The following is a 20738-nucleotide window of genomic DNA, read 5'->3' as shown; positions in this document are numbered from 1 at the left end:
TTTATAGTAAACTAGTGCTAGACAACACGAAGGAGGAAGTTTTACTATGTTTTATTATATCCTTGTGGGTATCTTGGCACTTCTTGCAGGAGTAGCCATCGGATTTTTCATTGCCCGCAAATACATGATGAATTACTTACAAAAGAATCCACCAATCAACGAAAACATGCTGCGGGTGATGATGATGCAAATGGGTCAGAAGCCGTCCCAAAAGAAAATCAACCAGATGATGAAAGCAATGAACAACCAGATGAAGTAAGGTGGACGAGCGCTCATTTTCGTGGGTGCTTTTTTATACAAAAAAATCATAAACTGTTCTGTTGAACAGTTTATTTTTTTTTTGAAAAAATGCTGAAACATTTTTTTAATTTTCATTATTTGGTAAAATAGGTATGTTTCCTTTTATAGGAGGGAGAAGATGGGTTGAACGTTTTTATCGATTTATTGTGGTATTTCAAGCAACAAAAAAGAAGGTACATAACAGGAATTCTCTTGCTTGCGCTTGTTTCTTTATGCTTGCTCGTGCCGCCTAAAATCATCGGATTTACGGTGGACCATATCAGGGAGGAAACATTAACCGGGAAAATGCTGTTCCTCTATCTGGTGATCCTCTTGGCGGTGGCATCCGCTGTCTATATCCTGCGTTTTTTTTGGAGAATCATGATCTACGGGGCTTCCATTGAACTTGCTTTTATTTGCGGAACCGCCTTTATTCTCATTTTACGAACATGTCCCCCCGCTTTTATCAAAAAAGAAGAGTGGGAGATCTAATGGCACATTCCACAAACGATCTGCAGGTCATTCAGCAAACCGCCGGTGACGGTGTACTGACGCTTGTGGACTCAGCGATGATGGGTGGCTTTACATTGATCGCAATGGCCTCTACGATCAGCTGGAAGCTGACACTTGTCAGTCTTCTGCCGTTTCCTTTGATGGCGTGGTCAACGAGCCGTTATGGATCGATGCTGCATAAACGTTTCCATAAAGCGCAGCAGGCGTTCTCTGGCATGAATGACAAAGTGCAGGAAAGCATTTCGGGAGCACGGGTGATCAAAGCGTTCGGACAAGAGAAAGAGGATGTGGAAGCGTTTAAGACCCTTTCAAAGGATGTCGTCCAAAAGAATATTTCAGTGGCAAAGGTGGATGCATTGTTTGATCCGACGATAGCTGTCATTATCGGAGCTTCTTTCTTTTTGGCGGTGTCCTACGGATCTTCCCTCGTTCTTAAAGAAGAACTTACGATCGGCCAGCTCGTTTCCTTTACCAGCTACTTGGGATTGCTCATCTGGCCGATGCTGGCTTTCGGCTGGCTCTTCAATATCGTTGAAAGAGGAAGAGCATCTTACGACAGGGTAACAGCACTTCTTCAAGAGGATGAGAGGATCAGGGAAAGAGAAGAAGGGATTAAAAAGATTCCAGCAGGTTCTCTTGTACTCGATGTAAAGGAGTTTTCGTATGATGTGAATTCAGGACCGGTTTTGAAGGATATCACTTTTGTACTCCCGGAGGGGAAAACACTCGGAATCGCCGGGAGAAGAGTTCGATCACCAATCTGCTGATGAGGTTTTATGATTTTGACCAGGGTGAAATATATATTGATTCTATTCCAATCCAGTATTATCCGGACAATGAACTCAGGAAAAAGATGGGTCTAGTCCTACAGGACTCCTTCCTGTTCACCGGTAATATCGCGCATAATATCAGGCTGTTTAATGATGGCATCTCCGATGAAGACATCAGGAGAGCTGCACAATTTGTCCAGGCAGATGAGTTTATTGAGAACCTGTCTGAAGGCTACAACCAGGAGATAGGGTAAAGGGGCGCGACTTTTTCAAGCGGACAGCGCCAGCTCATCTCTTGCACGAACCATGGCCTTCTCACCGAGGATTTTGATATTGGATGAAGCGACTTCTAACATTGATACCCAGACAGAAGATGCTATCCAAAGGGTATTAATGAAAATGAGCGGGAAGAACAACGATCGCTATCGCTCACCGTTTGTCCACCATTCAGGATGCTGATCAGATCCTCGTTCTGCATCAGGGAGAGATCGTGGAAAGGGGAACACATCAGGAACTGATGCAGGCAGAAGGGTTGTATCATAAAATGTATGCTCTTCAGCAAAAGGGAAAGCTTACCTATGATGTCAGCTGATTTCGATGTAGAAATTTCTTTTTTTGCATTGAACAAGCGGTCTCAAATCTATAAACTAAAAGTAATACATTAAGAGGAGTAGACATGATGGCAGACTTGAATATCTGGCTGGCTTTTGGAGCCGGTCTCCTATCTTTTATCTCCCCGTGCTGCCTGCCGCTTTATCCGGCGTTTCTTTCTTACATAACAGGTATATCAGTCAGGGAGATCAAGGAAGATAAAGGAATGAAACGAAAGCAGGCAATGCTGCATACGGCATATTTTCTGCTCGGTTTTTCAATTGTTTTTATTGTCTTAGGATTATCTTCTTCGTTTATCGGCACCTTCTTTTCGCAGTATAAAGATTTTCTGCGCCAGTTCGGTGCAATCATTATTGTCATTTTTGGCTTGCTGATCCTCGGCGTGTTTAAGCCGGCATTCTTAATGAAGGACAGAAAATTAACGTTCAGGAACAGACCGGCAGGGTATATGGGTTCCATTTTGATCGGCATCGGTTTTTCTGCAGGATGGACGCCTTGCACAGGTCCCATTCTTGGTACAGTGATTGCACTGGCTGTGTCCAATCCCGGGGCAGGTATGCTGTATATGGCCTGCTACGTTCTCGGCTTTGCGGTGCCATTTTTCTTTTTGAGTTTCTTCTTAGACAAACTGAGCAGTATAAAAAAATACAACGTTCAAATTATGAAATCCGGCGGTTTTCTCATGGTGGCTATGGGGGTAGTGTTATATTTTGACTGGATGACCAAGTTCACTTCGTTCCTTGTGAATCGGGTTTTCGGCGGATTTCAGGGATTTTAGGTGCTATAATTTACTGATTCAAAGGATGATGGGGATAGATCTGATCAAGAAAGAAGGAAAAGCTTTTGTTTTTTATTGCAAGCAGTATCCTGGCAGCAGTCATGGCTGTCACAGTCATTTTTGTACGTTTGAAAGCGACGAAAAAACCTGCCTCACTTAAGAAAATTATACTTCCTCCTTTATTCATGTCCACTGGTTTTCTGATGTTTCTGTTCCCTGAATTCCGCATGCCCTGGTGGGAGGCGGGAGAGTCGTTTCTTGTCGGCTGTCTCTTTTCCATTTTTCTCATAAAAACAAGCAAGTTCGAAAAGAGGGGAAGGGAGATCTATCTCATCCGGTCAAAAGCGTTTGTGGCGATTTTAATTTCGCTCTTCCTCATCCGAATGGCCATGAAGACGTATCTTGGCCATCAGATCACCTATACAGAAACGAGCGGTTTGTTTTTTATTGTCGCCTTTGGGATGATTCTCCCATGGAGAATCGCGATGTATTTCGGATATCAAAAAGCGCTGAAATCATAAAAAAACTCGATCACCATTTGGTGATCGAGTTTTTTTATCCTAGAAGGGTCTTATAGGGGGAGAGGTCAATATGTTTTTCGTTTAATTTTTTGATGAGCCATTTATGGTCTCTTTTTGGTGTGGCGATGATATAGCCGCGTACAATCAGATCTTGTGTCATCGCGGATGCTTTTTCCTGAATGGCGAGCTCGCCGATTTTTCCTGCAATCTTTTCACGGGCAACATCACGGAAAAGTTCGGGAACAGGCGAGACCAGTTCCTCCAAAAACGCCTTTTGCTGGGGAGTCCATAGATGAATCGTCTCACGGATATAGTAATCCTGCCAATCCAAAATTGATTTTCCGTCTTCTTTCGGCAGCCGTTTCAAAAACTTTCGGAACATAAAATAACCGCCGATCGCAAACAATGAGATTAAAAATATAGTCCAGGCTGCAATGAATAGAAAAAAACCTGCAGACATGTTGTCCACCCCGCTCAATTATTATGTATTCTCTAACAATTATATCTTGAGAAACAAGTCGAATCAATAAAACATCTGGAAATGCCTGAAGAGGGGAGGAGGGCAGCACCTGTATGGGAAATAATTCGTGCGACAAAAACCGACATTCGCCGCAGATTATAACAGATCAAAATCTGGGGTATAACAGTTGTTCCAGTGGTACAGAAGGTTATAAACACTATAACAGGACTTGCTGTGGATAACTGTGAATAACTCGAGCTGTGGATAAACCTGGGATAACTACGCATGCATAAATATTCATGGGTGCATAAACGCTTGGTCCAGCTGAAGTCTAGGAGGTATACCTCCCTACCGTTTATGGCCGCTGGGAAATATTGATCATGACAGCAAGCGGGAGGGCTTGACTTCACCTTATGGCTCACGGTACATTATCGGACAAAGACTACACGAATATTTTGGAGGTGCCGTACATGAGGTTAGCGAACAAAAAGGTCTTAAGTTTGGTACATCATGAGTTCGAAGATCTGGAATTGTGGTATCCGATCCTGCGGTTGCGGGAGGAAGGAGCCCAGGTCGATCTGGCCGGAGAAACAAAGGGAGAAATTTATAAGGGGAAATACGGGGTGCCAGCCGAAGCGGATTACTCATTTGATGAGATCAATCCTTCGGCCTATGATGCTCTGCTCGTACCCGGCGGATGGGCACCAGACAAACTGAGACGTTTACCAAACGTCATCGAGATAGTCAAGCACATGAACAACCATAAAAAGCCCATCGGGCAGATTTGCCATGCCGGCTGGGTTCTGATTTCCGCTAAGATCCTTCAAGGTAAAAAAGTAACGAGTACACCGGGAATTAAGGATGACATGGAGAACGCCGGAGCTGAATGGCTGGATGAGGCTGTGGTCGTTGATGGACATTTAGTTTCAAGCCGCCGTCCCCCGGACCTTCCGCCATATGTGAAAGCATTTGCGGATGAACTGGCAGAAGAATAAAAGAACAAAAAAAAGAAGGCGGCATCTGCCGTCTCCCTTTATTTTATGTCCATTCTTCTTTTTCATTGGCGGGACCACGTGGGAATCGAACCCACCGGAGACGGCACGCGCCTCCCAAAAGGTTTTGAAGACCCAGGCGAGCACCAGCATCACTTCTGGCCCCGTGTAAAGAATTATTTCTTAACAAGCTCTTCTTCAAAATAAAAGGTTGAAGGGTTTTCCTTCACGATATAAGAATAACGTTTCATGTTCTTAATGAACTTGCATCGCATTACCGTTACCGTTTCATCTGTAGCTTTTATCGTTACGGATTCACCGGCGGCAAAAAGATTATTTTTCAGCTTGGTTCTCTCCCTAATTCGTAATAAAATATTGTTCATCCATGCGACTAACAAAAAGGAAAAAGAGTGAAAGTTTCACTCTTTTACTATCTTCCAGTCATAAAGATCTTCAATCTGGCAATCCAATTCCTTGGCAATGGTCATCGCATTGCTTAGACTCATTACTTTTTTAGATTGGTAATCCTTTAACTGGTCAACAGAGATATTGGTCTTTTTTGAAAGAGCTTGAAGCTTCATGTTCTTATTAGCAATTAATGACTTCAGATTACTTTTTTTAGGCTTATAAACGTTCAAAAACGCCACCTCACTTTTAATAAGTATAACACATTGGTGATCGAATAGATAGCGTCACCCGAATAAAGCTTCAGAGGTACTGCCGGATTGCCCCAAAAAATGATACGATATAAAAAGGAAAAAAAGGAGGTGTCTGTAATCGGTGCACAGCATATCACGATAGGGGTTGCCGGCCATATTGACCATGGGAAAACGGCGTTGACCAAGGCGTTAAGCGGCATGGACACGGACACGTTAAAAGAGGAAAAAGAACGAGGCATGACCATTGAACCAGGCATCGCCCCTTTTCACCTTGGTAACGGTGTACGGGCCGTAATCATCGATGTTCCAGGGCATGAACGGTTTATCCGCCAGATGATTGCAGGCTCAGCGGGGATCGATATGGTCATCCTTGTGATCGCCGCAGATGAAGGAGTGATGCCGCAAACCGTTGAGCATTTGGAAATCCTGCAATTTTTGGGGATAACGAATCTGGTCTGTGCCGTATCCAAGGCAGATAAGGTTGACGAAGAATGGAAGGCAATGCTATCGGATGAAATCCTTGAGATGTTGAACCGCTTTTCTTTCCATGACCGTTCAGTTCTATTTACTGACAGTTTGTCACGAACAGGGATGGAGGAATTGCGGCTGAAACTCCTCGAAATGGCGGAAAACGTATCTGCCAAGAACGAACGCGGTCCGTTCCGGCTTCCGATCGACCACGCTTTCACTATACCCGGACAGGGAACGGTTGTAAGAGGAACGGTCCTGGAAGGTTCAGTCTCAGCAGGTGATTCCCTGCAAATGGAGCCGGGCGGAGCTTTTGTCAAAGTAAGGCAGCTGCAAATACACAACGAACAAGTGGATCATGCCCAAGCAGGACAAAGGGCCGCATTAAACATTGCGGGAATCAAGCTGAATGACGTTAAAAGAGGCCATGTCCTTTTTACTCCGGGAGCGTATCACGTTACGGATACGCTGGACATCATGCTCCGTTTTTCCAGGAATCATAGGAAGATCAAGCAGCGGCAGTGGATTAAATTTCACATAGGGACAACAGAGGTGATGGGGAGGATTGTATTCTTTGACAGAAACGATTCTACGGAAAAAGAGAGTGAAGCCTATTGCCAGATTCGGTTAATCCACCCGGTCACTGCCAAGCGCGGGGACCGTTTCATTGTGAGGAGGCCATCTCCAGAAGAGACGATCGGCGGCGGAGAAGTGATCGATCCAAACGGTGAAAAATACCGGTTTGGTGAGGATACAGTTGCCTTTCTCAGAGAGAAAAAGGAGGGTTCACCTGAAGAATGGATCCTTCGCCATCTGAACTCTTATCAATTGCTGCATGCAGAGGAGATGGCAAAATTAACAGGAATTCCTGTCGCACTGTCTCATCATCTTCAGCGTTTGTTGGCTGAAAACCAGATCGTTGAGGTTTCTCCTGAGCAATTCACACTTGCTGAAAGTGTCACAGAAATTAAAAACAAGATGGTAGAAGAAGCTGATCAGTTTCACCGGCATTATCCTTTGCGGGAAGGAATGGATAAAGCAGAACTGCTGCAGCGGTTCCAAGGATATCCTGTCTTGCTGAATGAGTTTGTTTTAAAAGAACTCATCCATGAAGGTGGATTGCGGCAAAACCAGAACATGATCGCACGAGTCGATTTCAAGCCCGGAATTCCAGAACAATGGAGAGGCCGGTATCGGCAATTAGAACAAAAACTATATCAACAAGGAATGGAATCAGAGCCTTTTGACCGGCTTTACGCACTAGCGGGGCTCCCCAAGTGTCTTCATCTGGACATCCTGTCCTATATGCGCCGCTCCGGCCAGGCCGTCCAAGTGGGTGAAAACAGGCTGATCCATAGTAAAGCCCTGAAAACACATTTGAGGACATTAAAAGGAGGTTGCCCATCATCATTTTCCATACAGGAAGCAAAAACGGTCTTGAATACCTCAAGGAAATTCCTTATTCCTTTTCTAGAATTGCTGGATCAGTTAGGGTTTACCGAACGTGCAGATGGTCAGAGAAGATGGAAAAAAACTCCGGAGTAACCGGAGTTTTTTAGGGTTCAATGTTGATTAATTTTTCTTTTCGTTCAGTCACTCTGCCGATCTTTGCCGCTTGTTTCAATCCTGCATCGTGCAGATCACGCAGGTAAGCATCGGCCTGGTCCTCCGGCAGACTGACCAGTAAACCGCCGGAAGTAACAGCATCACATAATATCCATTGCTGTGTTTCCGTCAACGACCCATCGTATGCGATCAAGTCTTTAATCCAGCGATGGTTCGCTTTCGTGCCGCCGGGGACGACTCCCAGCTCGGCGAGTGCATCTGTTCCTTCGACGATCGGTGTTTGGGAATAAGAGATAGAGATAGAAACCGATTCACTTCCTCTCGCCATCTCACTGGCATGTCCGAGCAATCCGAATCCTGTCACATCGGTGACGGCATTGGGTTCGTAGTTTGCCAAACATTCTGCCGCGGTTTTGTTCAATGAAGCCATGATGTCCGATACATACCGGACCTGTCCTTCATCTAACCGATTCTGTTTGATGGCCGTCGTCTGAATGCCGATTCCGATCGGTTTTGTAAGAACAAGAGCGTCGCCGGGCTTTGATCCTACATTTTGGTAGATGTGATCAGGGTGTGCAAGCCCTGTGACAGATAAACCGAATTTCGGCTCCTGATCATCAATGGAATGACCTCCGATAATCAAGGCTCCGGCTTCTTTCACTTTGTCGGCAGCACCCCTTAGAATTTCCGCTAATACTTCATGGCCTAATTTTTTCAGCGGAAAAGCGACGATATTTAATACGGTTTTCGGTGTGCCGCCCATTGCATAAACGTCACTTAAAGCATTCGCTGCAGCAATTTGTCCAAACCTGTACGGATCATCTACAATGGGTGTAAAGAAATCGACGGTTTGAATCATTGCTGTTTCTTCATTCAGCTTATATACGCCAGCATCATCGGACGTTTCCATGCCGACGATCAGGTTAGGGTCGGCTTCTCTTTCTGGTAAATGGCACAAAACTTGTGCCAGGTCCTCGGGACCGATTTTGCAGCCTCAGCCGCCTTTGGTTGAAAATTGAGTTAAACGGATTTTATCCTGGCTCGTCATATATTACACCTCCTTAGATTAGTATAAACATTTTGAATAAAAGCTGAAAGAAAATGCTTGGAAAGGAGCAGGAATGTGAAGGACAAATTAAGGAGACTGCCTGCTGTAAATACTGTCATACAGGCAAAGGATTGGCAAAAAGGAACATCCGAGGTTCCTGCAGAAGTCATCACGAAATGGATTCAGGAAGAGATAGCCGCTATTCGCCATGCCATGCAAGTTGGAAGCTATAACGGCGGTACCGAACAATCTGAACTATTGACGCAGGTATGTGAGGCTGTCAATCGCAGGCTGGCCGAAGACGGACCTTATCTGTTGAGAAGGGTCATTAATGCTACAGGTGTTGTTCTCCATACGAATTTGGGGAGAGCAAGGCTGAGCCAAGCTGCAGCAGAACGTGTGGCAAAAGCAGCCGCTTCTTATACGAACCTTGAATTTAATCTTGAAGATGGTGAGAGAGGCTCACGGCATGCAGTCATTGAAAATCAGATCACTGCCATAACAGGCAGTGAGGCAGCGATGGTTGTGAACAACAACGCTGCAGCGGTCTATTTTATCTTGAGTGTATTTGCCAAAGAGAAGGAAGTCATTGTTTCAAGGGGAGAGCTTGTCGAGATCGGTGGTTCCTTTCGGGTGTCATCCATCATGAAGGAAAGCGGTGCCCACCTGATGGAAGTGGGGACGACGAATAAGACGCATATGTCCGACTATGAACAAGCCCTCTCGAGTGAAACGGCCATGATCATGAAAGTCCACAGCAGCAATTTCACAATGAGGGGTTTTACGAAGAGCATTTCTGCAGCGGAGCTGACGGCGCTGAAAAAGCAGCATCCCGAACTTTTGATTTATGAAGACATGGGAAGCGGTTCGCTCTTTCCTTTTTCAAATTATAAGATCGGTGATGAACCAGAAATCAAGCCAGCCATTCAGTCGGGAATTGACCTTATTTCATTTTCAGGTGATAAATTGCTCGGCGGCCCACAGGCCGGCATCATTGCAGGAAAAAAAGAACTTATAAACACGTTGAAAAAGCATCAGCTCGCAAGGGTGCTTCGTGTGGACAAACTTACTCTGTCTGCACTGGAAGCTACGTTACTCGCTTATCATAATGAGGAGAGAACCAAAGAGATCCCAGCCATCCGCGACATGCTGAAAACTCCGGAGGAACTGAAGACTCAGGCAGAGCGGATCGCTGAACAGTTAGAAAGAATGTACTGCTGCCATGTGAGAGAGGGAACTTCTCTGCCAGGAGGCGGTACCATGCCGGACGTACTCTTGCCGACCTATATAATAGAAGTAACAGCCCCGAATCTTTCGCCTTCTGCACTCGCAAAAGAGTTAAGAAGGCAGAGGATCCCTGTCATTGTAAACGTAAAAAACAACAGCTGTGTCATCGATCCTCGAACATTGGATGAAAAAGATGAAAGAGATCTTGTGTCTGCGTTTTTGAGTGTGTAACAAAAGCCAACACAGAGGTTGGCTTGGTAGCTACATTTTTCCGCCATGCTTTTGGCGGGTATGGTTTCTGTTCTTTACTTTTTTGGATCCGCTCAACGGCTCCGGCTGTCCTGGATTTTCGCCTTTAGGAGCATTTTTGCGCATATCATGAAATGTATTATGTTCTGTCATAAGATCCTCCATTATTGCATAAATTTTTCTTTGTTTTGGCATAGTAAGGACATCATGACATCTAGCAAAGGGAGAACGACTGATGCCTTATCAAAAAGATAAACAACAAGCTTTTCAGGATGCTGAAAAAGGATATTCCCAAGCGGTCACAGCACACCAGCTCATTCAGGACCAGGCTGCCGATTACGGCACAAGGGTTAAAGAACTGAAGAAAGAAGCGGAAGAAGCACTTCAGCAGATCGATAACGCGCTTGAAGTATCCTCCGAACATCAAAGACAGCAGCTCGAGCAGTACCGTTCAGAGCTTCAAGGCTATATTTCGCAATATAACGGCTGAGTCATTTTCGTTTTTTTGTTTTTTTGTTGTTTTGTTTTTGAGCCTCGGTTAAAGGTTCGTTTGAAGCGAGCAGCTGTTCATTTCCAAATTCAGTGTTGTACCCTGCGCCTCCGCCCTGTGCTTTGGCCGCATTCATTCCTGGCCGTACATGATTTGCTTTTCCTTTAGCTTTTGCCATTAGATCCACCCCCTTGTCCCTTTAGTTTGCGCAGAACAATAAAAAAAAGCACTCCCTATTTCTGGAGTGCTTCTTTTAAAAAGATCTCTACTTACTCTTAAACCAATCGACAAGCTGCCATAGACCGCTTAAACCGACCAATACATAGATAATCTGCGTTAAAGTGGAACCGCTTCCAAAGATGGCGGTGACTACATTAAAATCAAATAAACCAATCAGACCCCAGCTCAATGCTCCGATAACAACAAGAAGTGTAGCCAGCTGTTTTAGAATAGCCATGTGCCTCAGCTCCTTTCTGAAAGAAAAATTAAATTAAGTCTATATATCATACGAAAACGTCAATTTTTGGTGTTAGGCACTGAACATAACATTTTCTTATACTGTTTAATAACAAATCTGTTATTTACTTATTGAAAGCACTTTCGTATGATAAATAAGGGAAAAAAATTGTAGAACGATAAAAAGAGAATTTTGCAGGGTACGTGCAATTTTTCGACAATTTTTCTCTAGTTTGGTGTATGATTGGTTTGAAGGAGGAGAGTGGAGTAATGACTAAACAACAAAATGACATTTTTAATGCGCGTTCCACATTTAGCGCCAATGGAAAAACGTATAACTACTATCGACTGAAAGCACTCGAAGAAGCGGGTGTCGGCAACGTTTCCAGATTGCCTTATTCCGTTAAAATTTTGCTTGAATCCGTTTTAAGGCAGCATGACGGAAGAGTTATTTTAAAAGAACATATTGAAAACCTTGCAAAATGGGGAACTCCTGAACTTAAGAATATTGATGTTCCTTTCAAGCCTTCACGTGTTATCCTGCAGGACTTTACAGGAGTACCAGCCGTCGTTGACTTGGCTTCTTTAAGAAAAGCCATGAAGGACATGGGCGGAGATCCTGCACAAATTAACCCTGACATTCCGGTCGACCTTGTAGTTGACCACTCTGTACAGGTTGATAAATATGGAACAGCTGATTCATTAAATGTAAACATGAACTTGGAGTTTGAACGAAACGAAGAGCGTTATAAGCTGTTAAGCTGGGCTCAGTCGGCGTTCGATAACTATCGTGCAGTACCGCCTGCTACAGGGATTGTTCACCAGGTTAACCTCGAGTATCTTGCCTCTGTCGTGCAAAGCCACGAAGTAGAAGGGGAGCTTGAAGCTTTCCCAGACTCACTAGTCGGAACGGATTCCCATACTACGATGATCAACGGTCTTGGTGTTCTGGGCTGGGGTGTTGGTGGTATCGAAGCCGAAGCTGGAATGCTCGGACAGCCTTCTTATTTCCCTGTGCCTGAAGTAATCGGTGTGAAGCTTATCGGTGAACTTCCAGACGGCGCAACAGCGACTGACCTTGCATTAAAAGTGACTCAAGTCCTTCGCGAGAAGAAAGTAGTCGGTAAATTTGTTGAGTTCTTCGGACCTGGCCTTGCCGAAATGCCGCTCGCAGACCGTGCGACGATTTCCAACATGGCTCCTGAATACGGTGCGACCTGCGGTTTCTTCCCGGTTGATGAAGAAGCGCTCAACTATCTTCGCCTCACTGGCCGAAGTGAAGAACAAATCAAGCTTGTTGAAGAGTACAGCAAAGCGAACGGATTGTTCTACACTGCAGGTTCAGAAGACCCAATCTTTACAGACGTAGTTGAAATCGATTTAGCTCAAATCGAATCCAACCTTTCCGGTCCGAAACGTCCACAAGATTTGATTCCGCTTTCCAGGATGAAAGAAGCCTTCAACAAAGCGCTTGTTTCTCCACAAGGAAATGCAGGCTTTGGTCTAACAGAAGAAGAGATCAATAAAGAAGTGAAAGTGAAGCATCCAAGCGGAGAGACTTCTGTCATGAAGACAGGTGCTATCGCAATCGCAGCGATCACCAGCTGTACGAACACATCCAACCCTTATGTGATGCTCGGTGCAGGTCTGCTTGCGAAAAAGGCGATCGAAAAAGGCCTTAAAGTTCCAGCATACGTGAAAACTTCTCTTGCTCCTGGATCAAAAGTAGTAACAGGATATTTGGAAAAAGCAGGACTTATGCCTTATCTTGATCAATTAGGCTTTAACCTCGTCGGATACGGCTGTACAACATGTATCGGTAACTCCGGTCCTCTATCTCTAGAAGTAGAACAAGGAATTGCTAAAAACGATTTAACCGTTGCATCAGTTCTTTCAGGAAACCGTAACTTTGAAGGACGTATCCACCCGCTCGTTAAAGCGAATTATCTCGCTTCTCCTCCGCTAGTAGTGGCATATGCGCTGGCAGGAACTGTAAACATCGACCTTCAAAATGATTCTTTCGGAAAAGACAGTGAGGGCAATGACGTTTACTTCAAAGACATTTGGCCTTCATCTGCAGAGATCAAAGAAGCGATGAACCAAGCAGTTACACCGGAAGTGTTCAAAAAAGAATACGAAAGTGTCTTTGATGAGAACGCACGATGGAACGAATTGAAAACATCTGCTGAAAAGCTTTACAGCTTTGATGAAAGCTCCACTTATATTCAGAACCCGCCATTCTTCGAAGAACTTTCTGCTGATTTAAAAGAGATCCAGCCGTTGAAAGATCTTCGCCTGATCGCTAAGTTTGGTGATTCAGTAACAACTGACCACATCTCTCCAGCAGGTGCGATCGCTAAAGATTCTCCGGCTGGGAAATACTTGATCAGAAATGGTGTAGAGCCTCGCGAATTTAACTCTTACGGTTCCCGTCGCGGTAATCACGAAGTAATGATGCGCGGAACGTTCGCCAATATTCGCATCCGCAACCAAATCGCACCAGGTACAGAAGGCGGATGGACAACGTACTGGCCGAAAAATGAAGTGATGAGCATCTATAAAGCTGCCATGAAGTACAAAGAAAACAACACTGGCTTGATGGTTATCGCTGGCAAGGATTATGGAATGGGCAGCTCCCGTGACTGGGCAGCTAAAGGTACAAACCTTCTTGGCATCCAAACCGTTCTTGCGGAAAGCTTTGAGCGTATCCACCGCAGCAACCTCGTGTTGATGGGAGTTCTTCCACTTCAATTTAAAGAAGGCGAAAATGCAGACACATTCGGTCTTACTGGCAAAGAAGCGTTCACCGTTGAAGTTGACGAAAATGTTAAGCCGCGTGACGTAATTAAAGTTACGGCAGTATCTGAAGATGGTACAAAAACTGAGTTTGAAGTCATCGCACGCTTCGACAGCGAAGTAGAAATCGATTACTACCGCCATGGAGGAATTCTTCCAATGGTACTTCGCAACAAAATTTCAAACAAACAGCCTCAAAACTAAACCATAGAAAAAGCTCTCCTTCGGGAGGGCTTTTTTTGATTACTAAAAATTTCAGAAATTTGAATAAAAGAGCATTTTTGTGTCCATAACAATAACAGAATATGGTTATTGGAGTGATGAAAATGAGAAAAAACCGTCATCTATCGTTTAAGGATCTCGTGAAAGAGAACAAAAGGCAGCTGTTGGGAGATCAGGAAGCCATGGAGAGAATCGAGAAGAAACTCGAAGAAAAGCATACAAAAAGAGCCTAATGGAGACAGGAAGTACCTGTTTCTTTTTTTCATTTAGAGCAAATATTATTGAAGAAGGAGGAGATATTGAATGAGCAATCCAAAAAGGCATCCGCAAGCCTTTGTACCCAGCCACCTTGGGACACAGCCAAGAGAAGGAAAGGGAAACAAGGGAAAACAAATGGCGAATAAAGGCAATGAGCATCCGGATTACGTGCCTCCAAAAGGCTGAGGAGAAACGTTCGAATCTGGAGGCCGTATCGCTTATCATTTTTGAGCGGTACGGCCTTTTTTCGTGTTTCTTTTCCTTTCTTCACCATTTTTTGAATGAAAGCGCTGGGATTTCCTGCTTGTTTTGTTCACTACCACCATATAAATCGACACGAAGCGAATTATTTATTAGATGAGAAATAGGAGGGGTACGGTTGATAACTGCTGAAGTGAAACCATTGCCCGTCTCAACCAAGAAAGAAGATCAGGACGTTTTATACCGAGAGCTTGAATTGCAGATGCAGCGTCTCGGTCATCTGGTTCCTTTTCGAGAAGAATTGAATTGGGGAAAAGAAATAGGTACGGTTGAGATAGGGTCAGACTCGATCATAAATAAACTAAAAAAAGCAGCCGCCAAAAGTGATGGCGTTCTTTTGCTTTACGCAAAATTAACAAAAGGTACCGTATATCAGCACATTATACTGCATCCAAACACGGAGGGATTTTATCTCCCATTCCGATTTGAAGAGCCATTTTTCATTACAGTGAAGAATAAAAAGATCTGGATCGGTTCGTCGGTCCGGCTGGCTGAAGAGCTGAACTGGCTTAAAATCACGATGCAGAATTATGAAGACCAGGAAGTGGTGGATTGCTGGAGTACCTTTAAAGAACTGTGTGAACTCAGTATTGAACACCATTCACCTGTCATCATGAATAGAAATTAGCGCGGAATATCTTTTTCCTCTTTGATACAAACTATGTTTGATTCAAATTTAGAGGAGGAAGATCGCGATGGCTAAACCAGACGACAGAAGCAACAACGTTGAACGTTTGCAGCAGATGGTAGAAAACACGCAGCATAACATTCAGGAAGCAAATGAATCTCTTCAGAATACAGATATGACTTCAGAGCAGCAAGAACAGATCAAGAACAAGAATGAAAGAAGAGAAGAGAGCATCCAATCGTTCAAGAACGAGATTGAGGACGAGGAAGCTTACCGCAATAACCAATAAATGCAGACAGCCCCCTGCTGTAACTCATGTTACAATAGGGGGTTTGCTTTTTGTTAGAGCTCCGGTCTTCCTCTATGGTACACTTGATTGGAATGGCGAATAAAGGAAATATTAAGACAGGTGATGACGTAACATGTTAATATCAGAAGCAAAAGTGGATGTCAGGTACGCAGAAACGGATCAGATGGGCGTCGTCTATCATGCGAATTACTTAGTGTGGTTTGAGATCGGCCGGACCGCTTTTATTGATGATCTTGGCTTTAGCTATGCGCAGATGGAGAAGGATGGGATCTTGTCCCCGGTGACTGAGATCCATGCCAATTATAAAAAGCCTCTCACCTATGGCGATCAAGCAAAAATATTCACGTGGGTCGAGGAATATTCAGGACTGAAGGTCACCTATGGTTATGAGATCAAAAATTCTGAAGACGAGCTGTGTGTAACAGGTTATTCGACACATGTTTGTGTTAGAAAAGCAACATTTCGTCCCATTTCCATCAAAAAATATTTTCCTGATTGGCATCTGGCATATGAAGCACAGAAAAAACAAAAGCAGGGATAAACATGGCATTTGGATTAACTAGACAAGAGCTGAACGAGTGGAAGAAAAAGGCATCGGACGGTGAGGTCGCTTTTATCACACATTTTTGGTATGACCCCCGGTTTCCTGATGTAAAGACAGTCACAAAAGTGGGCTGTTCTAATCTGCACATCTTGGAAGATTGGGGAAAGAAATATGGTTTAAAGAAGGAATGGGTACACCATCGGCACGGCTATCCCCACTTTGATCTGATGGGTCAGAAACAAAAAGAGATCCTTCAGTCGGAGAAGTTGATCCATCAGCTGGAAAGGCTTTTGATGAAAGCGGAAAAAAGGAATCGGTAGATGCCGATTCCTTTTTTGCCTTTATTCATATTTAAATACAACTGTTTCTCCGTCTTTGTCCAAATCAATCGCCAGGTCATGACCATCAAAATACCACATGTCTTCGCTTTCGACGTAGAAGGTGATCCCATCGTCCATGACTTTAACGCCTGATTCTTTTGGCTGCTCTTTGTCAACACCGAGTGAAAAACCGCTCTGAACTGTACTGCAGCCCCCGAGTCTGACATAAAAACGCACAAAGTCCCCTGATTTAATCTCCATTTCATTTTTATACCAATCAACAGCTGGTTTGGTAATCGTCAATTTCATTTTTGAGAAAAACCTCCTTGAAAGCCTGATTGTTAAGGTTTAGTTTCGTCCTTTATCATTGCTTACTATAGCGGAAGCACCGCACCAAATAAAGAATTTTGTTTTAAATGAAACATGTTATAATAAGAAAGATGTACAGCGGAGAGAAATACAGGTAACTTGTAAGGAGACAATAGAGTGAAACATCGAGTCGCAAAGCTTTTTATATCCATGCTTCCGCAGAACGGAATCTCTCGAATTGCCGGTTCCTTTGGGCGATCCAAAATGAGCAGATGGTATGTGAAGCCTTATGCCAAAATGTATGATATTAACGTATCAGAGATAGAAAAGCCCATACAGGACTATAAACATCTTACGGAATTTTTTTCACGAAGATTAAAAATCAATGCACGGCCGATCGAACAATCGCCTGCCTCCATCATCTCCCCGGTTGACGGAGTCGTGTCCCAGATGGGAAGGATTCAAAAAGGAACGCTCATTCAGGCTAAAGGAATTGATTATTCCGTTCATTCCTTATTGGGGGAGGCTAAAAAGGACTTTGATGAAGGGAGCTTCATCACCATTTATCTAAGTCCTAAAGATTATCACCGCATTCATATGCCTCTCGACGGCGAGATCACGTCGAGCACCTATATACCCGGCCGGCTGTTTCCTGTTAACGATATCGGTGTCAATCATGTCAAAGGGCTTTTTACGAAGAACGAAAGGCTTATCACGTTCGCTGACACTGATGCCGGGGAAGTCGCGATCGTCAAGGTAGGAGCCTTTATAGTCGGAAGTGTAAAAGTGGTCTATAGCGAACCGTACAAACGGGCAAGAAGAAAGGTGCTTAAAACGGCGATACCTGCTGAACATTTTAAGAAAGGGTCAGAAATCGGACACTTTGAATTTGGTTCCACGGTCATCTTACTCTTTCAGAACGGACAAATAGACATCGATCCATCGATCAAGCCAGGTACAGCTGTAAAGATGGGACAAAAAATAGGGAAGATTCCAGCCCGTTAGCAGCGGGCTTTTTTGCATTCTGTGAAATCGGGTATAGAGAGACAGTGGAATAAAAAATCATAGGAAGGAAGAGATCATGGACCTTTTAACGATCCAACACGCATTCCAGCAGGCGAAAGAACAATTTTCAGTCGCTGATTTGATTTCCCCTGACGTAAAGATCCTTTTCATTTTAGAGTCTCCGCATCGAGAGGAGATCAAACATCATACTCCCCTGGCTGGTTCTTCAGGCAGGTCGGTAAGTAAAGTTTTATTTGACGGACAGCAAAATACGCCGTTAGGCTTGCTCCTGAAAGAAAACAGAGATGAAGAATCATACTGCCGTCTCGGCATCTTAAATGTTTGCTCTTTTCCCCTTCAGGCTGCAGCCATTCCAGACAGGAAATGGAGAGAAGATCATGCTGAATTTGTACAGGCAGCCGAAAAAGTACGTGTAGGCAATGATAAGGATGTTTACAGGAACGAAACGTGGAATGCATTTCAGGAAACGATGCTTCAAGACTTTAAACAGAGATTAAAAGTGCTCCTCAACCAGCCATTGGTCATCGTACCTTGCGGACGGTTCGCGCAGAAGCAATTCAGGCTTGCTGATGTTCATTCTTCCAAGTGGAGAGTCGTAAACGATGTGCCTCATCCTTCCTATAATTCTTGGGCCAAGGAACGGTATCGCGGACAGATCACTGAGGTCGTTGAAGCCGTAGCAGAGGTATAGAAAGAGCTAAAAGAAAAAGAGCATGCTCGCGCCGTAAAGCACGGCGGTAATTCCCGCGGCGATCAGCGCGGGTTTTAGTTTATATTTTGCATAATCGATCACCGGCAGATTCAATATCCTGGCGATGGTATTCGTATCATCGCTGAGCGGAGATGCAAAGGCACCGAATGTACCGCTCGCGAATACAGCTCCGATGACAAGCGGAAGAGAGATGCCGGCTGCTTGTGACATAGAGATTCCAAGCGGCATTAAAATGCCCCATGTCCCCCAGGCCGAACCGATAAAATAAGAGACCGCTGCACCGAAGATAAACAGTGCCGGTGTAACAAAAGCGGAGGGGATCCAGCCTGAATGATCGGTGATAAAACGCGAGAAACCCAGCTTATCGGTAACCGAGGAAAGCCCCCAAACGACCGTAAGCAGAACGATAACCGACATCAGCTCGTTTCCTCCAGAAATGAAGCCATTCAGAAGGGGCCCCGTTTTAATCCCTTGAATCCGGTAGTAGATGAATGAGAACAAAATGGTTATGACAAGCGCCATGACCATGGCATCCAGCACATCTGCTTTAATAAAGGCGTCAAGAAATCCTTGAGCTTTTTTGCTCCCGTCCCACCAGGTGAGGAATAACGTGAGGAAAACCGCAATGGCCAACGGGATGAGCAAGTTCCAGGGTTTGATGGGCAGTTCGGTTGACACAGCAGGATCACAGTTATGCCAGTCATCCTCTTCCTTCTCGATGGATTCGCTGCCGCTCATTGGCTTTGAGCTGGAGTGATGGAAAAAGCTCAAATAGATCCCAAGGATGATCATAACAAACGAAAAGAAGTTAAAGGGGATGCTTTGGATGAATAGTGAATAGGCATCACCCTTTATTTTTTCATTTTCCAAAGCCATATCCACTATGGACGTCATGTAACCGACAAAGGCAGTGGCAATCGGAATGAGAACGATGATCGGTGTCGCTGTTGTCTCGATGACAAATCCCAATTCCTGTGTAGACATTTTTACTTTTTTCAACAAAGACCTCATGATGGGGGCGATGGTTACAAAACGAAAGCTTGGCGCGCTGAACGTACCGATCGTTGAAATGTAGGTTAAGAACAGTGCCCCTTTTTTTGACTGGATTCTGGAAGAAGCTGCTTCAACGAATCCCCGGATTCCGCCAGAAAGTTTTATAATTCCGACCAGTCCCGAAAATGCGTACAAAAACAGCAGTATTTTCAGGTTGCTTTTATCGGTTAAGCCTTCAATGACAAAAACGATCATTTTCTTCAGACCGCCGATAAGAGTGGGCTCCAATAAGTAACAGCCTGCAAGAAAGCCGATAAATAAACCAGGCAATACCTGCCTCGTTTTGACAGCTATAGGAATAACAACAAGAAAAGGTATGATTGAAAGCCAAGTCTGCTTCATAATGCCCTCCGCTCCATCTATATTGACTAATCATTATCATGTGATGCTAAAGGGAAATTATTCTTGGCAGATCAGGAAGCGCCAACAGTGCTATAGCGGCATACAATATGATGCATGCGTCAGAAGGGTCAGCATGTAAAGGTTGCATTATTTCTTCTGCCATGTTAAGGTTATGTTCGATAATAAATTGTAAGGCAAAACTGTTTATATATACTTCTGTATAGGGGCATATTATATCTAAATATGTGCCTTTTTTTAAGGCCTACATTATTTAATGATCTTTATTTTGAACACTAAACCAGTGATATTTAAGATTGTAAAAGATGATTTCAGGAGATTTATTTGGAAGTATAAGGAAATGGTTTTGACGAAAAAGGAGACAGTTACACATTGACAACATTTAGTGAATTAGGTTTAAGTCCCGAATTGCTAAAATCCATTAATAATATGGGTTTTGAAGAGGCCACACCGATCCAGCGTGATACGATTCCAACCGCTTTAAAAGGAACGGATCTTATTGGACAAGCACAGACCGGAACAGGTAAAACAGCAGCTTTCGGTATTCCGTTGATCGAGAAGATCGACGTAAGAGCGCGTAAAATCCAGGGGATCGTGCTTGCTCCGACCCGTGAACTCGCGGTACAGGTGGGGGAAGAATTAAACAAGATCGGCCAATATAAAGGGATTAAGACATTGCCGATCTATGGCGGACAATCGATCGTTAGGCAGATCAAAGCGCTTAAAAACAACCCGCATATCATCGTTGGTACCCCGGGCCGTGTCATCGACCATATCAATCGTAAAACATTGAAGCTTGAAGACGTTCATACCGTTGTTCTGGACGAAGCGGATGAAATGCTGAACATGGG

Annotated in this window: 26 protein-coding genes, 1 tRNA gene and 1 pseudogene; 18 read left to right on the top strand and 10 right to left on the bottom strand. The window is 44.2% G+C overall.

All coding sequences use genetic code 11. The features are described from left to right. Window positions 1-46 precede the first annotated feature (46 nt). The 4 genes and pseudogenes from ABHN01_RS24220 (at window position 47) to ABHN01_RS24205 (ending at window position 3473) form a co-directional block, all read left to right on the top strand. Complete coding sequence (locus tag ABHN01_RS24220; protein ID WP_053354387.1) at window positions 47-259, top strand: YneF family protein; 213 nt, start codon at window positions 47-49, stop codon at window positions 257-259. Window positions 260-423: 164 nt separating this feature from the next. Continuing rightward, window positions 424-2154, top strand: a pseudogene (locus tag ABHN01_RS24215) (ABC transporter ATP-binding protein). 87 nt (window positions 2155-2241) lie between these two features. Then, window positions 2242-2952 (top strand): cytochrome c biogenesis CcdA family protein, encoded by a 711-nt coding sequence (locus ABHN01_RS24210; protein WP_429877669.1) that lies wholly within the window; start codon window positions 2242-2244, stop codon window positions 2950-2952. A gap of 65 nt (window positions 2953-3017) precedes the next feature. Further along, on the top strand, window positions 3018-3473 hold the full coding sequence (locus ABHN01_RS24205) for a CcdC family protein (protein ID WP_429877668.1): 456 nt from the start codon (window positions 3018-3020) through the stop codon (window positions 3471-3473). Between the two features lie 34 nt (window positions 3474-3507). Here the strand turns inward: ABHN01_RS24205 and ABHN01_RS24200 are convergent, their stop codons facing one another. Then, window positions 3508-3933, bottom strand: coding sequence for a DUF2621 domain-containing protein (locus ABHN01_RS24200; RefSeq protein ID WP_429877667.1), 426 nt, complete (start codon window positions 3931-3933; stop codon window positions 3508-3510). 470 nt (window positions 3934-4403) lie between these two features. Here ABHN01_RS24200 and ABHN01_RS24195 point away from each other — a divergent pair, with 470 nt between their 5' ends. Further along, window positions 4404-4928 carry a type 1 glutamine amidotransferase domain-containing protein gene (locus ABHN01_RS24195; RefSeq protein WP_429877666.1) on the top strand — a complete coding sequence of 175 codons (525 nt, stop codon included), beginning with the start codon at window positions 4404-4406 and terminating at the stop codon, window positions 4926-4928. A 66-nt stretch (window positions 4929-4994) separates the two neighbouring features. Here the strand turns inward: ABHN01_RS24195 and ABHN01_RS24190 are convergent. The 3 genes from ABHN01_RS24190 to ABHN01_RS24180 all read right to left on the bottom strand — a co-directional run bounded on the left by ABHN01_RS24190 (window position 4995) and on the right by ABHN01_RS24180 (window position 5563). Next, window positions 4995-5091 (bottom strand) — tRNA-Sec (locus tag ABHN01_RS24190). Window positions 5092-5101: 10 nt separating this feature from the next. After that, window positions 5102-5308 carry a hypothetical protein gene (locus ABHN01_RS24185; RefSeq protein ID WP_429877665.1) on the bottom strand — a complete coding sequence of 69 codons (207 nt, stop codon included), beginning with the start codon at window positions 5306-5308 and terminating at the stop codon, window positions 5102-5104. Window positions 5309-5344: 36 nt separating this feature from the next. Next, the gene (locus tag ABHN01_RS24180; protein ID WP_429877664.1) at window positions 5345-5563 is read right to left on the bottom strand and encodes a helix-turn-helix domain-containing protein; all 219 of its coding nucleotides are present in this window, start codon (window positions 5561-5563) and stop codon (window positions 5345-5347) included. Between the two features lie 129 nt (window positions 5564-5692). Here ABHN01_RS24180 and selB point away from each other — a divergent pair, with 129 nt between their 5' ends. Further along, window positions 5693-7597, top strand: a complete 1905-nt coding sequence (gene selB, locus ABHN01_RS24175; RefSeq protein WP_429877663.1) for a selenocysteine-specific translation elongation factor — start codon at window positions 5693-5695, stop codon at window positions 7595-7597. Window positions 7598-7607: 10 nt separating this feature from the next. On the opposite strand, the gene selD is transcribed toward selB, so the two are convergent. Then, window positions 7608-8666, bottom strand: a complete 1059-nt coding sequence (selD, locus tag ABHN01_RS24170; protein WP_429877662.1) for a selenide, water dikinase SelD — start codon at window positions 8664-8666, stop codon at window positions 7608-7610. Window positions 8667-8741: 75 nt separating this feature from the next. Between selD and selA the strand changes: the two genes are divergently transcribed. Beyond that, entirely contained in the window at window positions 8742-10124 is a 1383-nt protein-coding gene (gene selA / locus ABHN01_RS24165; RefSeq protein WP_429877661.1) for an L-seryl-tRNA(Sec) selenium transferase, read from the top strand. 30 nt (window positions 10125-10154) lie between these two features. Here selA and ABHN01_RS24160 read toward each other — a convergent pair whose 3' ends face one another. Beyond that, entirely contained in the window at window positions 10155-10295 is a 141-nt protein-coding gene (locus ABHN01_RS24160) for a small acid-soluble spore protein P (RefSeq protein WP_429877660.1), read from the bottom strand. An 82-nt stretch (window positions 10296-10377) separates the two neighbouring features. Here ABHN01_RS24160 and ABHN01_RS24155 point away from each other — a divergent pair, with 82 nt between their 5' ends. Beyond that, the gene (locus tag ABHN01_RS24155; protein ID WP_429877659.1) at window positions 10378-10632 is read left to right on the top strand and encodes a hypothetical protein; all 255 of its coding nucleotides are present in this window, start codon (window positions 10378-10380) and stop codon (window positions 10630-10632) included. 1 nt (window position 10633) lies between these two features. On the opposite strand, the gene sspO is transcribed toward ABHN01_RS24155, so the two are convergent. Beyond that, a complete protein-coding gene (gene sspO / locus ABHN01_RS24150; RefSeq protein ID WP_290399430.1) occupies window positions 10634-10810 on the bottom strand; it encodes a small acid-soluble spore protein O in 177 nt (58 codons plus the stop codon). A gap of 87 nt (window positions 10811-10897) precedes the next feature. Further along, window positions 10898-11089 carry a DUF378 domain-containing protein gene (locus ABHN01_RS24145; protein WP_429877658.1) on the bottom strand — a complete coding sequence of 64 codons (192 nt, stop codon included), beginning with the start codon at window positions 11087-11089 and terminating at the stop codon, window positions 10898-10900. 269 nt (window positions 11090-11358) lie between these two features. On the opposite strand from ABHN01_RS24145, the gene acnA reads away from it, so the two are divergent. From acnA to ABHN01_RS24110, 7 genes are all read left to right on the top strand, one after another. Further along, window positions 11359-14088, top strand: coding sequence for an aconitate hydratase AcnA (gene acnA, locus ABHN01_RS24140; RefSeq protein ID WP_429877657.1), 2730 nt, complete (start codon window positions 11359-11361; stop codon window positions 14086-14088). A 122-nt stretch (window positions 14089-14210) separates the two neighbouring features. Next, window positions 14211-14339, top strand: coding sequence for an FbpB family small basic protein (locus ABHN01_RS24135; protein ID WP_290399427.1), 129 nt, complete (start codon window positions 14211-14213; stop codon window positions 14337-14339). Window positions 14340-14409: 70 nt separating this feature from the next. After that, on the top strand, window positions 14410-14550 hold the full coding sequence (locus ABHN01_RS24130) for an acid-soluble spore protein N (RefSeq protein WP_283894963.1): 141 nt from the start codon (window positions 14410-14412) through the stop codon (window positions 14548-14550). A 193-nt stretch (window positions 14551-14743) separates the two neighbouring features. Further along, window positions 14744-15253 carry a hypothetical protein gene (locus ABHN01_RS24125; RefSeq protein ID WP_429877656.1) on the top strand — a complete coding sequence of 170 codons (510 nt, stop codon included), beginning with the start codon at window positions 14744-14746 and terminating at the stop codon, window positions 15251-15253. A 67-nt stretch (window positions 15254-15320) separates the two neighbouring features. After that, window positions 15321-15542, top strand: coding sequence for a small acid-soluble spore protein Tlp (gene tlp, locus ABHN01_RS24120; RefSeq protein WP_429877655.1), 222 nt, complete (start codon window positions 15321-15323; stop codon window positions 15540-15542). Between the two features lie 133 nt (window positions 15543-15675). Further along, window positions 15676-16104 carry an acyl-CoA thioesterase gene (locus tag ABHN01_RS24115; protein ID WP_429877654.1) on the top strand — a complete coding sequence of 143 codons (429 nt, stop codon included), beginning with the start codon at window positions 15676-15678 and terminating at the stop codon, window positions 16102-16104. A 2-nt stretch (window positions 16105-16106) separates the two neighbouring features. Continuing rightward, a complete protein-coding gene (locus ABHN01_RS24110) occupies window positions 16107-16427 on the top strand; it encodes a hypothetical protein (RefSeq protein WP_429877653.1) in 321 nt (106 codons plus the stop codon). A gap of 21 nt (window positions 16428-16448) precedes the next feature. Here the strand turns inward: ABHN01_RS24110 and ABHN01_RS24105 are convergent, their stop codons facing one another. Then, window positions 16449-16736: a HesB/YadR/YfhF family protein gene (locus ABHN01_RS24105; protein WP_429877652.1), complete on the bottom strand. Its 288-nt coding sequence runs from the start codon at window positions 16734-16736 to the stop codon at window positions 16449-16451. A 177-nt stretch (window positions 16737-16913) separates the two neighbouring features. On the opposite strand from ABHN01_RS24105, the gene asd reads away from it, so the two are divergent. Both asd and ABHN01_RS24095 read left to right on the top strand, forming a co-directional pair. Beyond that, window positions 16914-17741, top strand: coding sequence for an archaetidylserine decarboxylase (gene asd / locus ABHN01_RS24100; protein ID WP_429877651.1), 828 nt, complete (start codon window positions 16914-16916; stop codon window positions 17739-17741). 76 nt (window positions 17742-17817) lie between these two features. Further along, window positions 17818-18453, top strand: coding sequence for a uracil-DNA glycosylase family protein (locus ABHN01_RS24095; protein WP_429877650.1), 636 nt, complete (start codon window positions 17818-17820; stop codon window positions 18451-18453). A gap of 6 nt (window positions 18454-18459) precedes the next feature. Here ABHN01_RS24095 and ABHN01_RS24090 read toward each other — a convergent pair whose 3' ends face one another. Next, complete coding sequence (locus ABHN01_RS24090) at window positions 18460-19869, bottom strand: Na+/H+ antiporter NhaC family protein (protein ID WP_429877649.1); 1410 nt, start codon at window positions 19867-19869, stop codon at window positions 18460-18462. Window positions 19870-20259: 390 nt separating this feature from the next. Between ABHN01_RS24090 and ABHN01_RS24085 the strand changes: the two genes are divergently transcribed. Then, on the top strand, window positions 20260-20738 hold a 479-nt coding region (locus ABHN01_RS24085), incomplete at its 3' end, for a DEAD/DEAH box helicase (RefSeq protein WP_429877648.1).

Origin of the sequence: Fictibacillus sp. NRS-1165 (genome assembly GCF_050468105.1) — a bacterium.
Taxonomy (GTDB): domain Bacteria; phylum Bacillota; class Bacilli; order Bacillales; family Fictibacillaceae; genus Fictibacillus_C; species Fictibacillus_C terrinigri.
Note: the sequence above shows the minus strand (reverse complement) of the source record. Positions and strands in the feature narration are given on the sequence as shown.